15 protein-coding genes are annotated in these 12,778 nt (G+C 68.4%); 7 read left to right on the forward strand and 8 right to left on the reverse strand.

The genetic code is table 11. From position 1 onward, the window contains the following. Positions 1-123 precede the first annotated feature (123 nt). Entirely contained in the window at positions 124-441 is a 318-nt protein-coding gene (locus IB223_RS00965; RefSeq protein WP_192199837.1) for a DUF3817 domain-containing protein, read from the forward strand. 97 nt (positions 442-538) lie between these two features. Beyond that, positions 539-1,492, forward strand: a complete 954-nt coding sequence (locus tag IB223_RS00970) for an HPP family protein (RefSeq protein WP_192199838.1) — start codon at positions 539-541, stop codon at positions 1,490-1,492. A 16-nt stretch (positions 1,493-1,508) separates the two neighbouring features. Here the strand turns inward: IB223_RS00970 and IB223_RS00975 are convergent, their stop codons facing one another. Beyond that, entirely contained in the window at positions 1,509-2,561 is a 1,053-nt protein-coding gene (locus tag IB223_RS00975; RefSeq protein WP_305079409.1) for an alpha/beta fold hydrolase, read from the reverse strand. Between the two features lie 188 nt (positions 2,562-2,749). Here IB223_RS00975 and mddA point away from each other — a divergent pair, with 188 nt between their 5' ends. Continuing rightward, a complete protein-coding gene (mddA, locus tag IB223_RS00980) occupies positions 2,750-3,508 on the forward strand; it encodes a methanethiol S-methyltransferase (protein WP_192199839.1) in 759 nt (252 codons plus the stop codon). Here the strand turns inward: mddA and IB223_RS00985 are convergent. The 4 genes from IB223_RS00985 to IB223_RS01000 form a co-directional block, all read right to left on the reverse strand. Beyond that, complete coding sequence (locus IB223_RS00985; RefSeq protein ID WP_192199840.1) at positions 3,492-4,226, reverse strand: hypothetical protein; 735 nt, start codon at positions 4,224-4,226, stop codon at positions 3,492-3,494. The genes mddA and IB223_RS00985 overlap by 17 nt on opposite strands. After that, positions 4,223-5,095, reverse strand: a complete 873-nt coding sequence (locus tag IB223_RS00990) for a DUF2167 domain-containing protein (protein WP_192199841.1) — start codon at positions 5,093-5,095, stop codon at positions 4,223-4,225. Before IB223_RS00990 ends, IB223_RS00985 begins: the two co-directional genes overlap by 4 nt. A 263-nt stretch (positions 5,096-5,358) precedes the next feature. Beyond that, entirely contained in the window at positions 5,359-5,742 is a 384-nt protein-coding gene (locus IB223_RS00995; RefSeq protein WP_192199842.1) for a hypothetical protein, read from the reverse strand. Beyond that, a complete protein-coding gene (locus tag IB223_RS01000) occupies positions 5,742-6,767 on the reverse strand; it encodes a DUF2272 domain-containing protein (protein ID WP_192199843.1) in 1,026 nt (341 codons plus the stop codon). Before IB223_RS01000 ends, IB223_RS00995 begins: the two co-directional genes overlap by 1 nt. 192 nt (positions 6,768-6,959) lie before the next feature. On the opposite strand from IB223_RS01000, the gene IB223_RS01005 reads away from it, so the two are divergent. The 3 genes from IB223_RS01005 (at position 6,960) to IB223_RS01015 (ending at position 9,187) form a co-directional block, all read left to right on the forward strand. Beyond that, a complete protein-coding gene (locus tag IB223_RS01005) occupies positions 6,960-7,799 on the forward strand; it encodes an arylamine N-acetyltransferase (protein WP_192199844.1) in 840 nt (279 codons plus the stop codon). Positions 7,800-7,865: 66 nt separating this feature from the next. Next, complete coding sequence (locus IB223_RS01010) at positions 7,866-8,834, forward strand: polysaccharide deacetylase family protein (protein WP_192199845.1); 969 nt, start codon at positions 7,866-7,868, stop codon at positions 8,832-8,834. A gap of 101 nt (positions 8,835-8,935) precedes the next feature. Further along, positions 8,936-9,187: a hypothetical protein gene (locus IB223_RS01015; protein WP_192199846.1), complete on the forward strand. Its 252-nt coding sequence runs from the start codon at positions 8,936-8,938 to the stop codon at positions 9,185-9,187. Here IB223_RS01015 and IB223_RS01020 read toward each other — a convergent pair. Further along, the gene (locus IB223_RS01020) at positions 9,165-9,944 is read right to left on the reverse strand and encodes a LytTR family transcriptional regulator DNA-binding domain-containing protein (RefSeq protein ID WP_192199847.1); all 780 of its coding nucleotides are present in this window, start codon (positions 9,942-9,944) and stop codon (positions 9,165-9,167) included. The genes IB223_RS01015 and IB223_RS01020 overlap by 23 nt on opposite strands. Next, complete coding sequence (locus IB223_RS01025; RefSeq protein WP_192199848.1) at positions 9,941-11,047, reverse strand: histidine kinase; 1,107 nt, start codon at positions 11,045-11,047, stop codon at positions 9,941-9,943. The genes IB223_RS01020 and IB223_RS01025 overlap by 4 nt, the downstream gene beginning before the upstream one ends. 205 nt (positions 11,048-11,252) lie before the next feature. Between IB223_RS01025 and IB223_RS01030 the strand changes: the two genes are divergently transcribed. Then, on the forward strand, positions 11,253-11,657 hold the full coding sequence (locus tag IB223_RS01030; RefSeq protein WP_192199849.1) for a hypothetical protein: 405 nt from the start codon (positions 11,253-11,255) through the stop codon (positions 11,655-11,657). A 12-nt stretch (positions 11,658-11,669) separates the two neighbouring features. On the opposite strand, the gene adhP is transcribed toward IB223_RS01030, so the two are convergent. Next, positions 11,670-12,698 carry an alcohol dehydrogenase AdhP gene (gene adhP / locus IB223_RS01035; protein ID WP_192199850.1) on the reverse strand — a complete coding sequence of 343 codons (1,029 nt, stop codon included), beginning with the start codon at positions 12,696-12,698 and terminating at the stop codon, positions 11,670-11,672. Positions 12,699-12,778: the final 80 nt, after the last annotated feature.

Here is a 12,778-nt window from a genome sequence, read left to right on the forward strand (position 1 = left end):
CGCAGGGTGACAATGGCGGGCCAAGGCCCGCCCTACGTATCTTCGGTTTGAGACGCTAAAATCCGTAAGCCAGCGAGCGCCGCAGCCGCCATCGCACCCGGCATCCCTCACTGGAGTTCCCGCATGTCCCGTCCCCTCGTGCCCGCCGGGCGCCTGTTCGCTGTCGCCGCCTTCATCGAAGGCTTCACCTGGGCCGGTCTGCTGATCGGCATGGCGGTCAAGTACAGCGCCATTGGCAACGATCTGGGCGTGAAAATCTTCGGGCCGCTGCATGGCGGTGCATTCCTGTTCTACGTCGTCGTCACCGTGCTGTCTGCGCTTCGCCTGCGCTGGCCGTGGTGGGCCACGCTGCTTGCCCTCATCGCCGCCGTGCCGCCGCTGGTGACTGTGCCGCTGGAGATGTGGTTCCGTCGGATCGGCTTGCTCAGCGCACGCACCTGATATCCCTGGGCGGCGGGCCGGGGCCCGCCCTACGGCGTTACGGACGAAACCGCATCCTTCGCATAGACTTCGGCGCCCACCCCTGTCGCCGTCGTCCATGAGCCCCCATTCCCGCCTCACCGAGTTGCGCCTGCTGCTGGGCATCGAGCGCAACACCACGAGCCATGGCGAGAAGTGGATATCGGGCATCGGTGCGCTGCTGGGCATCCTGGCGGTGTACGGGCTGACCCGCTGGACGTTTCCCGAACACGCCGCGTCCGCCGTCGGCGGTGCGTTGATGGTCACCTCGATGGGTGCTTCCGCCGTGCTGCTGTTCGCCGTGCCACAAGGCGCGCTGTCGCAGCCGTGGGCCGTGGTGGGCGGCCACCTGCTGTCCGCCGTCATCGGCGTGAGCTGCCAGAAACTGTTCCCCGGCCACGCTTGGACCGCTGCCCTTGCGGTCGGCCTCGCCGTGCTGGGTATGTACTACCTGCGCTGCATCCACCCGCCCGGTGGCGCCACCGCCCTGGCTGCGGTGATCGGCGGCCCGGACGTGCATGCACTCGGCTACCACTACCTGTTGATGCCGGTGCTGATCAACGTGGTGGCGATCCTCTCCATGGCCATCGCCTTCAACGCCCTGTTCCCGTGGCGCCGCTACCCGGCCCACCTGCACCGCCGCCGCCAGGCCTCGCGCATCACCCAGCCCGCGCAACGCCAGTTCGAACTGACCCAGGAAGACTTCTCCGCGGCGATGGAGCAACTCAACTCCTACGTCGACATCACCACCGAGAACCTCACCGAACTGCTGGAACTCGCCAAGCAACACGCCGAGCGCAACATCACCCACCCCGACGCGATCCTCCGCGGCCGCTTCTACAGCAACGGCAAACTCGGCCGCCTGTGGAGCGTGCGCCACGTGCTGGAAGGCGAAGGCCCGGCGCTGCAGTACCACGTCGTCGCGGGCGAGCAGACGGGGAGCACGGGGATGAGCAGCCCTGACGAGTTCCGGCAGTGGGCGCGCTTCGAAGTGGTGTTGCAGGACAATGGGCGGTGGGTGATCGCGGACTAGCGTTCGTCATGCCCGCTCAGTCCGCCGCCGACCCCTGCAGCAACGCCATCGCCTGCGTCCGCGACTGCACGCCCAGCTTTTCGTAGATACGGGTGAGCGCGTTGCGCACGGTCTTGTCGCTGATGAACAGCGTAGCCGCGATCTGCGCATTGGTCCTGCCGGCCACCAGCCCCGCCACGATCTCGCGCTCACGCGGCGTCAGTTCCGCCAGGCGTTCCTCGCCCTGCGGCGCGCCACCGAGGAACGCCAGCACCTCCTGGCGGAAGCGCTGCCAGGCCGGCTCGTGTTCCAGCAGCACGTGATTGCGCGATTCCAGCTCGACGAAGCGCGCGTCCGGGATGCCGGCCGCCAGCAGCCGCCCTTCCTCCAGCGGCACCACACCGTCCTGGCGCGCATGCAGCACCAGCGTGGGGACGCGGACCTGGTCGAGCAGCGCGGTGACATTGATGCGCGCGCGCGCCTCCAGCAGCGCGGCAGCGGCTTCCGCCGTGGTCGTGGTACGCACCAGCTCGTTGAACCAGTGCACCTGGGCTTCCGTGGCATCGGGAATGAAGCGCGACGTGAACACCTGCCGGAACACCGGGTTCTGGTCGGCCCAGCCGACCCGCGCGATGTCGATGATGGCCCGGTACAACCGCGCCGCCTCTTCATTGCCGCGCTCGTAAGGGCCGCGCGCGTACGCCCCGTACAGCAGCAGCCGGGACACGCGCTGCGGGTGCTTCACCGCATAGGCCACGCAGGCCGCCGCTCCCTGCGAGATGCCCATCAGCGCGAAGGGCTCGTGCAGGCCCGCCGCGTCCACGACCGCTTCCAGGTCGCCCAGCCAGTGCTCCAGGGTCAGGTGGTGCGCATCACCAGCGCTCATGCCGCAGCCACGCTCGTCATAGCGCAGCAGCCGGTAGTGCTCGCCGAAGAACTGGTACCAGTGCCGCCAGATGGGGCTCTGCAGGTCGTATTCCAGATGGCTGAGCCAGTTCGCCGCCTTGACCAGCACGGGCCCGCTGCCCATCGACGCCCACGCCAGTCGCGCGCCGTCGCCGATGGTCAGGTAGCGGATCGCCTGCTGCATGCAGCCATCCCGGAAGGGAACCGGCCCGCAGTGTAGCCGGGACATTGTTCCCCTGCCCGACGCGGGCGATGCCGTGCGTCGGGACATTGTTCCTCTGCCGCGGACGGCATGGACCAGCCACGCTGCCGCATCCCATCCCGCGCGCCTGCAGCGGCCCCCGGCTGCGCCGCGCCCATCACGAGGCCAAGATGAAACGCACCCTGATCCTGCTCTACGGCGTGGCCTGCTACGCCGTGTTCTTCGCCACGTTCCTGTATGCCATCGGCTTCATCGGCAACCTCTGGGTGCCGAAGGGCATGGATTCCCCGCCCACCGCGCCATTCGCCACCGCGCTGCTGATCGACCTCGGTCTGCTCGCCCTGTTCGCGGTGCAGCACAGCGTGATGGCGCGCCCCGCCTTCAAGCGGGCATGGACGCGGCTGATACCGGAATCGGCGGAACGCAGCACCTATACCCTGCTGTCGAGCGTCGCGCTGATCCTGCTGTTCTGGCTGTGGAGTCCACTGGGTGGCACGGTCTGGAACGTGCAGCACCCCGCCGCGCGCACTGCCCTGTACACGCTCTTTGCGGCGGGCTGGGTGCTGCTGCTGTACACGACATTCCTGCTGAATCACTTCGACCTCTTTGGCCTGCGCCAGGTCTGGCTGCAGTTCCGCGGACGGCCCTATACCCCGCTGCCATTCCGCACGCCGACCGTGTACCGCTGGGTACGCCATCCACTGTATGTGGCGTGGCTGCTGACCTTCTGGGCCACGCCGACCATGACCATGACGCACCTGCTGTTCGCGGTGATGACGACGGTCTACATCCTGCTCGCGATCCGCTGGGAGGAGCGCGATCTGGTCGCCGCACTGCCGGAGTACGCGGACTACCGCCGGCGCGTGCCGATGTTGGTGCCGGGAACGCGCCGCGCGGAGAAAGCCCCGAGCTCTAGGTCTCTGGCGTGATGGCTGCGTCCAGCGTGCCGCGTATCCGGACGTGCGCTTGCTGCAGCCGCAGAAGCTTCTGCTCGTCGGACGACTGCGCGAACAGCGCGATGCGTCGTTCGATGGCGTCCAGTAACCGTTGCCGTTGCAGCGGCGGCAGGTTGTCCGCTGCAAAGGCAACGGGATCGCCGTGGAAGCCGCGCTGGTCGCACAGCTTCCGGTAGAGATTGACCGCGTACGGCGGGCATAGCAGGCACTCGGCGGCCAGCGTGGCCAGGCGCCGGCGCGTGAGACCGAGCTGGGGCGATCGCACGGCCAGCCACGCAAGCATCGCGAGCGTCACCGCCAGCCAGGCCAGCAGGCCACCGAGCAGCCAGGTCGGCGGCGCGCCCGTCAGCAACAGATACGGAACGGCCAGCAGCACGATCAGTCCGGCGACAACGCATCCCGCGCGGACCGGCCACAGCTGGCGCGCGAAGGCGCGCAGGTCGTCGGCCGTGTCAGCGACCGCGCCGTCCACCGGTGCGAGCCAGCTCGCGTGCAGCGTGGTGCGTACCGGTAGCAGCGGAGACGGAATCCAGAGGAAACGGCCGCGCATCTCGGTGGCCGCCTCGACCGCGACGCGCCATGTCCGTCCCCCCGACACGACCACATCGTCGAAGTAGGCCAGACGGGCGGAATCCTGGACGTAGAACGCCAGGATGCCCGCGACCAGCAGCCACTCGCTGCTGACACTCACCGGACCGTCGTGTCCTTCTGCTTGCGTTTGAACAGGCCGCGCACCGCGGCGGCCGCGCCGAACAAGCCGATCAACAGCAGCTTCCACATCTTGACCAGCACGGCGCCGGCAGCGGCCAGCCAGCCCTTCTTCGACGCCACCACCGCCGCACCGCCGGTGATCAACGCCGCCAGGCCTACTTCCGCCACATGGTCGCCGGCGCGGAACTCGCTGTATTTCTCGCCTGCGGCGAAGCTGTAGCCCGGCATCAGGCGCTTGAAGTCCGCGATGGCCGGCTGCAGCGTTTCCGGATCCGCCACCAGGATCACTTCCATCACGCCGCGTCGGCCCAGCACGCGGGTGTTGTAGTTGACGATCTTGTTCTTGCTGGTCTCGGTCTCGGCGAGAATGGCCCACTCCAGCGCCTTGAGCTGGTCGTCGTACTGCGGTTTGAACGACCAGCCGAGGATGCGCATGGTCTCCCAGCCGCGCTGGCGCCGTTCTTCGTTGCCGTGCTCGGTCCCTTCGCGGACGCTCTCGAGTACGTCGTCGGCATTCACCTTTTCGTCGTCCTTGACGTAGCCCATTTCCCGGAACGAAAAGAAGCCGATCCACGACAGGTCATGCGGCGCCAGCGTGTAGGTGTCGTTGCCGTCCGGCGGGTTCTCCAGCAACTGGTTGAGTCGGCGCGTGCCGTCGACATCCAGGAATGCGTAGCCCTCGGGCACGTCGACCGTGGCCCGGGTGCCGATCTTTCCGATGGTCGGTCCGACCTGCCACGGCAGGTCCCCGATCGGATTCGGCGCGCTGTTTTCCTGTGCGCTGGCCGCGCCGGAAAACAGGAAAAGCATGAAGACCGCGGCAAGCAGCGCCGCGTAACGGATACGCATCGGTGGTTCCCTCCCCATTGGCATGCCGGACTCCCCAGCCGTGCCTCATCGGCAGGCCGCATCGCCGGCCGGCTGCAGCGATACGTTGGCGAGAGTAGCAGGCAGCAAGGGGGCCATGGCGGCCATCTTCATGTCAGATTTTCGGCGCGTATGACGCATGCCCGGTCACCGGCCCGCGGTCGATTCCTTGAAGAGGTTGCAGCCTGGGTTCGCAGTCGTGGAGGTTGTCGCCTGCTTTGCTGTCGCGCGTTCGCGTGCTGCGCTCAGTCTGTCCTGCGCAACCTGTGCTCTGCACGTTCGCAGACCACCAGCGCGCCGTCTTCGCTGACGGTGCCCGTGGCCTGCACGCGGTCGCCGGCCTTCAGCGCTTGCACGTCCTCCGGTGGCGGGGCCTTGCACAGGTTCCAGCGTGCGGGCAGGTGCACCTCCACCTCGCCATTCGCACCTGCGATCCTGACCACCGCGCTGCCGTCGTAGGTCCACGGCGTGGTGTCCACGCTGACGATGCTGCCGTCGACGGTGGCCTGCTGGCCGGCAGCGAGCGTGGAGCTGGTGGCAGGCGGCGTGGTGGTGCAGGCGGCCAGCACCATGACGGCAGACAGCGTAGCGAGACGGAGCGCGGAGAAGGCGTGGCGTGTCAGGGTCATCAGGGCGTGTCCGTGTCGGTGGTCGGGGTCGCTTCCGCCGGGCACCTTGGCACACCCGACCCGACGACGCAGTGAATGCAGCAGTCCGCCTTCTCGGGTGATCCACTGCCGGGCGCATCCTGCACGGGCGGCAGCGCGCCTGGCAGCTTCGCCAGCTGCTCCGGCGACTTGAGCCGCAGGATCGCCGCCCAGTCCTGACGGTTCATGTTGCAGGCCGCTTCGTTATCGGGGGCGCACAGCGTGCCGTCGCCGATGCGCAGCGGCAGGCCGCCCCAGAATTCGCCGTTGCGGTTCAGCGGCAGCATCCGCATGGTCACGGCCTGCTGCACGTTGCCGCCGATCGCGTACGCGGTGTTGTCGTTGCCCGGGTTCACCGCCACCACGATGTCGCAATGCATGTCGAGCGAGCTGCCGCTGCGCAGCAACGGTACCAGCCCTTCGTGGCCGAACAGGCGGCCGGACTGGCGCACGTAGCAGATCAGGTCGCCCACCACCGGTTTGGCCTTCGCCACGTCGATGACGTCGAAGGCGTTGGTCGATGGGCTCTGGAACGCCGCCTGCACATAGGTGAAGTGGCGGCTGGAGCCGCGGAAGCCCGGCACCCGGGCTTCGCGCATCACCCACGAGATGAAAGCGGCCGACCACGGCGTGTCCACCACGAAGCCGCGGCAGGCTTCGGCTTGCGGACCGGTGGCGGAGGCATACAGGCAGTCGGTCGCACCGCGGCGATGGCCGATGGCGCCGAGCAGGCCGCTGTCGCGCCAGTAGCGCGCGACGCGTTGCCAGGCGCGATCGTCGCCGATCGACAACAGCGACGACTCGGCTTCCATCATCGGCGCGTTCGCCAGCCGGCCGTTGCGGTCGATGAAGGGGCGGTACCACATCAGGTGCTCACGGCAAGCGACCGCCGCGATGCGGGTGGCGACGTCGGACGGCGTCTGTTGCGACAACTGCGGGCAGGCATCGGCCGCGAGCGCGGCACCGGAAGACAACAACAGGAACGGCAGCAACAACCATGCACGCATCAGCACATCCTTCGGGGTCCGTGATCCTCTTACGCATCATGCCGCATTCGCAGGACACGCTGCCGTCACGCGGACTGAAGGTATGGAAATGGTCAGCGGACCGCTTCCATCGATGATGCGGATGGCGCGCCGCCTTGACCTCAATCGCGCTTGAGGTCGCACAGTGGCCGCCTGCCGATCAAGGAGTCCGCCATGGCCACTGCCCTTACCGACATCGCGCTGTACCTGCACCGCCTGGGTCATGACCGGGCGCCGCCGCCCACGCTGGAAACCCTGAGCGCACTGCAGCAGCGGCATACCGCCACGTTCCCGTTCGAAACCCTGTCCACCCTGTTGCACCTGCCCGTGCCGCTCGACCTGCCGGCCATCCAGCACAAGCTGCTGCACGAAGGCCGCGGCGGCTACTGCTACGAACTCAACCGCGTTTTCCTGGCGTTGCTGCAACACCTGGGGTTCGATGCACGCGGCCTGACGGCGCGCGTGGTGATGGGTGGGCCGGAGGACGAACTGACCGCGCGCACCCATCTGCTGGTGCTGGTCACCGTGGACGGCCAGCGCCATATCGCCGATGTCGGCTTCGGCGGCATGGTGCCCACCGCACCGCTGCGGCTGGACACCGAGGACGTGCAAACCACGCCGCACGAGCCGTACCGCATCACCCGGCACGACGGTCTGCATACCCTGCGCGCGCTGGTGGCCGACGAGTGGCGGGCGATGTACGTGTTCGACCTGCAACCCCAGGCCGAGATCGACTATATCGTCGGCAACTGGTACGTCAGCACGCATCCGGACTCGCCGTTCCTGGGCCAGCTGCGTGCCGCACGCACCGGGCCGGGCTGGCGCAGGACGCTCAACAACGGCAGCTTCGCGCTCCATCGCCTCGGCCATGCGAGCGAACGGCGCAGCCTGCCGGATGCCGATGCCGTCATCGCGGCGCTGCAGGATGAAATCGGCATCCGCGTGCCGGACCATCCCGGCCTGCATGCCGCCATCGATGCGCGACTGCGGGCGGAGTCCAGCGGCGCGCCCTGAGCCGTCTGGCGGCAGGGCCGTGGCGGACGGTAAGCTCGCCGCTCCGTCGGCTGCCCTGGATCGCGCGTGCCCTTCCTCCTGCGTGTACTGCTGTTGTCGGCGCTTGCGTTGAGCGCGCATGCCGCCGAACCTGATCGCCGCATCGCCATCACCATCGACGACCTGCCGTGGCAGCGCATGGGCAAGACGCCGGAAGCCGAATTGCCGGCACGGCACGCGCAGTTGATGGCGCAGCTGGAGCAGGCCGGCGTGCCGGCGGTGGGGTTCGTCAACGAAGGCAAGCTGGAGATCGATGGTCAGGTGCAGCCCGCGCGCGTGGCGATGCTGCGCGACTGGCTGGAGGCGGGCTTCGAACTGGGCAACCACACCCATGGCCACCTCGACCTGCATGCGGTCGGCCTGCCTGCGTTCCAGCGGGACGTCCTGGACGGCGAGCGCGTGCTGCGTCCGCTGCTGGCGGAACGCGGACAGGTGCCGCGCTGGTTCCGGCATCCCTATCTGCGCGCGGGGCGCACGCCGGAAGACCGTGCCACGCTGTCGGCGTTCCTCGGCGAACACGGCTACCGCATCGCGCCGGTGACGGTGGACAACGGCGAATGGGTCTGGGCATTCGCCTATGCCAACGTGCTGGACGGCCAGCCGGATACGCCGGAGCGCGCCGCCACGCTGGAGCGCCTGCGGCGTGGCTACATCCCCTACATGCTCAACAAGGTCGATTACTACGAGCGGCAATCGCAGGCGCTGCTGGGCCATGCACTGCCGCAGGTGTGGCTGCTGCATGCCAACGAGCTCAACGCGGTGGCCTACGCCGAGCTCGTGGCCGGCGTGCAGCGGCGCGGCTACCGGGTGGTGACGCTGGAAGAAGCGCTGCGCGACCCCGCGTATGCCCGCGGCGAGGACGGCTACAACGGCCGCTTCGGTCCCAGCTGGCTGCACCGCTGGGCGATGGCCGAGAAGAAGCCCAAGGACTTCTATGCCGGCGAGCCGGTGGTGCCGGGCTGGGTGCTGGCGCTGGCAGGCGTGGCATCGGAATAGCTGGCCCACGGCGCCGGGTTTCCGCGTTGGTCCCGATGGACCAGGGTGGACCGGAGCGCAGGCCAGGCAGGGCGGAACTTCACTTTGCCGGGAACACGCGCATGCAGAAGAAGGTGGACCTGTCGAACCGCCGGGGGCATCTGGTGGAAGTGGTGATCGAGCGGCCCGACGACCGCCAGCCGTGGTCGCTCGCGGTGCGCGTGCGCGCCGCGCAGGGCGGTGCGTGGAGCGATGCCTGGGTGGACGGTAGCCGCAGCTACTTCACCTGTCATGACGCGCTGGCGGCGGGGAAGGCGCAGGCAGCGCGCATGATCGACGGCGATGCGCCGGTCAGTCCTCGCGACGCAGGGTAGCCAGTTTCAGGAAGGCGTCGTGCTGGTAGCGGCTCATGCGCAACTGCTGGCCGGTGTCCATGGTGACGACGTGGTACCCGTTGAACCACGGATGGATGTCCTTCACCCGGCGGATGTTGATGATGGCCGAGCGATGCACGCGGGCGAAGCGGCGCGGGTCCAGTCGCGCGGCCAGCGCGGCCATGGTCTCGCGGAGTTCGTGCACGCGGTCGGCCAGGTGCAGGCGCACGATGTTGCCGCTGGCCTTGATCCAGACGATGTCGTCCACGTCGACCAGCACCACGCGCTCGTCCTCGCGCACGGGCACCCGCTCCAGGTAGGCATCGCGCTGCTGCAGCGACGCCAGCGCCTGCATGATGCGCGCGGTGGCGTCGGCATCGGCGCCGCGCGCGGTGGCCAGCCGCTGCTTCGCGCGGCGCAGCGTGTCGGTGAAGCGGTCGCGGCTGAACGGCTTCACCAGGTAATCCACCGCATTCGCCTCGAAGGCGCGCACCGCGAACTGCTCGTACGCCGTCACGAACACCGTCGCCGGCATCCGCGCCGCACCGATGGTGGCGACCACATCCAGGCCGGTGATCGCCGGCATCTGGATGTCAAGGAACACCAGGTCCGGCGACAGGTCGCGGATCGCCGCCACTGCGGAAACACCGTCCCCGCATTCGCCCGCCACCTCGATGTCCGGGTCTTCGCGCAGCAGCCGTACCACCGCGTGCCGCGCGATGGGTTCGTCGTCGATCACCACGGCGGTCAGGCTCATGCGGGCACGTGCTCCGGCAACGGATCCTCGTCCATCTCGTGGAAGGGGACGCGCAGGCGGCAGGCCACGCCGCGCGGCACGATCAGGTCCAGGCGCAGGCTGGCGGCATCGCCGTAGAGTTCGCGCATGCGCAGCCGCGTGTTGGACAGGCCGATGCCGTGGCCGCCGGCATGGCCGCCTTCGTCCAGCGTGCTGTTGTAGTTGCGCACGTCGATGCACAGCGCGTCGCCCTCGCGCCGGCAGTCGATCTCGACGCAGTCGTCGCCGACGTGCTGGCCAATGCCGTAGCGGATCGCGTTCTCCACGATCGGCTGCAGCACCAGGCTGGGGACGGCCGCATCCAGTACGTCGGGCGCGACATGGATGCGCGTGGTCAGGCGGTCCTTGAAGCGTCGCCGCTGGATACCGAGATACAGCTCAAGCAGTTCCAGTTCGCGCCGCAGCGGGATTTCCTGGCCGTCGTAGTCTTCCAGGAATGCGCGCAGCAGTTCGCTCAGCCGCAGCAGCATGTCTTCCGCCGACAGTGTGTCCTCGTCGAGCAGGGTGATGATGGCGTGCAGCGTATTGAAGAGGAAGTGCGGTTGCAGCTGGGTCTTCAGCACCTGCAGCCGCGACTGCGCCAGCTCGGTGGCCAGACGCGTGGCCTCGATCTCGCGCCGCGACTTCTCGGCCTGGAAATGCAGCAGCTGCTGCACGGCCAGCAGGGTCCAGTAGGCGAGCAGGCCGATCGCGTAGTGCTTGCTGATGAACTGTATGAGTTGCGTGCCGAAACTGCTGGGTTCGAACAGCGTCGATACCAGGGCGCCGATGACCACCGCCAGCAGGGTCACGGCCAGGCTGTAGCCCACGTGCCGCGCCAGCGCGCTCAGTCGTGGCGGGAACGGAATGGGATGGCGTTCGCCCAGGCGGAACACCAGCGGCGCGAGTCCCGCCCAGGTCAGCCACTGGATCGACCACCAGCGCAGGTAGTCGCCGGGTGACCACAGGTGGCCGTTGACGGCGTCGTTGACGCAGCCCTGCGCAGCGAACACGAAGACCACGACCGCCCAGAGACCCAGGTAGCGGGACAGTCGCACCTCCATGCTGCCGAGTCGGATCTTCATGCACGTGTTCCCGGAAGGTGCGGGCATCGTAGGCCCCGCCGTGACGGCCGGGAAGGCGCGAATGTCACGGACTACGATTCGCCCCGCCGGCACGACGATTCGTCCCGGATCCGTTGCCGCGCTGGCCGACGCGGCGCGTGATGGCGTGGCCCCGGCGCGCGAGCCCCGCATGTCCGGTGGCGCCCATCCCCTCGGAGATCACGCCATGCGCCGCTCGTCCGTCCTAGTCCTCGTCATCGCTGCCTGTTCCGCCACGTCCGCCATCGCAGGCGAACGCACGCACTATCTGGACCTCATCAACCGCGCGCACGACCGGCTGGTATCGGTCTCGGCCACGCCGGCCGGGGGCACGGCCTGGCATGAACTGCTGCAGGGCGAGCGCGTCGCCGGCGGCGGTGGCGCGGTGACGGTGCAAGTGGCCGGCGACCAGTGCCTGCACGACGTGCGGGTGGAGTTCGCCAATGGCCGGCGCGCGCTGTATCCGGCGGTTGACCTGTGCCGCCATCGCGGCCTGCGCATCCAGCCCTTGCCGGTGGCACGGCAGGCCAGCACCGCGGTCGCCGCGCGAGGCGAGGCGGACGCCGCCGGCGGGGTGCCACCGGCGGAGTGAATGCCGCGTGCTTCAGGCGGCCATGTCCAGCACGATGCGGCCTTCGATGGTGCCGGCATGCATGCGCGCGAAGATGTCGTTGATGCTCTCCAGCCGGTCGGTCGCCACCGTCGCCGCCACCTTGCCCATCGCGGCGAAGTCCAGCGACTCCTGCAGGTCCAGCCGGGTGCCGACGATGGAACCGCGCACGGTGATGCCGTTGAGCACCATGCCGAAGATGTCGAGCGGGAACTGTCCCGGCGGCAGGCCGTTGAGCGACACGGTGCCGCCGCGGCGGACCATGCCGATGGCCTGTTCGAAGGCTCTGGGCGACACCGCCGTGACCAGGGCGCCGTGCGCGCCGCCGATCTCCTTCTTCAGGTAGGCCACCGGATCGGTGGTCTTCGCGTTGACCGTGACGGTCGCGCCAAGCCGGCGCGCGAGGTCGAGCTTGGTGTCGTCCACATCCACGGCGGCCACGTTCAGTCCCATCGCCTTCGCATACTGCACGGCCATGTGGCCGAGTCCGCCGATGCCGGAGATCACCACCCAGTCGCCCGGCTTGGTGTCGGTGACCTTCAGGCCCTTGTACACGGTGACGCCGGCGCACAGGATCGGCGCGATCTCGACGAAGCCGATGTTCTTCGGCAGGTGGCCGACATAGCCTGCATTGGCCAATGCGTACTCGGCGAAGCCGCCGTTGATCGAATAGCCGGTGTTCTGTTGCGCCTCGCACAGCGTTTCCCAGCCGCCGAGGCAGTGTTCGCAATAGCCACAGGCGGAATACAGCCACGGGATGCCGACGCGGTCGCCTTCCTTCACGTGGGTGACGCCGGCACCGACCGCAACCACGTGGCCCACGCCTTCGTGTCCGGGAATGAAGGGCGGGCTGGGCTTCACCGGCCAGTCGCCTTCGGCCGCATGCAGGTCGGTGTGGCAGACGCCGCAGGCCTCGATCTTCACCAGGATGTCACCTGCCGCAGGGCGCGGCACGGGCACTTCCTCGATCACCAGCGGCTTGCCGAACTCCCGCACGACGGCGGCCTTCATGGTGCTGTCCATTCTCTACTCCTGTGCCCGATGAAGCCTCACCGTACGCCGGTCGCGTGAGGAGCACGTTGATTCCGATCAATCCCACCGGC

This window comes from Pseudoxanthomonas sp. PXM03 (assembly GCF_014852005.1).
GTDB lineage: Bacteria > Pseudomonadota > Gammaproteobacteria > Xanthomonadales > Xanthomonadaceae > Pseudoxanthomonas_A.

Excerpts from the sequence above, each read along its gene's own strand:
- IB223_RS00965 (WP_192199837.1), top strand. The coding sequence starts at position 124 with ATGTCCCGTCCCCTCGTGCCCGCCGGGCGCCTGTTCGCTGTCGCCGCC.
- IB223_RS00970 (WP_192199838.1), top strand. The coding sequence starts at position 539 with ATGAGCCCCCATTCCCGCCTCACCGAGTTGCGCCTGCTGCTGGGCATC.
- IB223_RS00975 (WP_305079409.1), bottom strand. The coding sequence starts at position 2,561 with ATGCAGCAGGCGATCCGCTACCTGACCATCGGCGACGGCGCGCGACTG.
- mddA (WP_192199839.1), top strand. The coding sequence starts at position 2,750 with ATGAAACGCACCCTGATCCTGCTCTACGGCGTGGCCTGCTACGCCGTG.
- IB223_RS00990 (WP_192199841.1), bottom strand. The coding sequence starts at position 5,095 with ATGCGTATCCGTTACGCGGCGCTGCTTGCCGCGGTCTTCATGCTTTTC.
- IB223_RS00995 (WP_192199842.1), bottom strand. The coding sequence starts at position 5,742 with ATGACCCTGACACGCCACGCCTTCTCCGCGCTCCGTCTCGCTACGCTG.
- IB223_RS01000 (WP_192199843.1), bottom strand. The coding sequence starts at position 6,767 with ATGCGTGCATGGTTGTTGCTGCCGTTCCTGTTGTTGTCTTCCGGTGCC.
- IB223_RS01005 (WP_192199844.1), top strand. The coding sequence starts at position 6,960 with ATGGCCACTGCCCTTACCGACATCGCGCTGTACCTGCACCGCCTGGGT.
- IB223_RS01015 (WP_192199846.1), top strand. The coding sequence starts at position 8,936 with ATGCAGAAGAAGGTGGACCTGTCGAACCGCCGGGGGCATCTGGTGGAA.
- IB223_RS01020 (WP_192199847.1), bottom strand. The coding sequence starts at position 9,944 with ATGAGCCTGACCGCCGTGGTGATCGACGACGAACCCATCGCGCGGCAC.
- IB223_RS01025 (WP_192199848.1), bottom strand. The coding sequence starts at position 11,047 with ATGAAGATCCGACTCGGCAGCATGGAGGTGCGACTGTCCCGCTACCTG.
- IB223_RS01030 (WP_192199849.1), top strand. The coding sequence starts at position 11,253 with ATGCGCCGCTCGTCCGTCCTAGTCCTCGTCATCGCTGCCTGTTCCGCC.
- adhP (WP_192199850.1), bottom strand. The coding sequence starts at position 12,698 with ATGGACAGCACCATGAAGGCCGCCGTCGTGCGGGAGTTCGGCAAGCCG.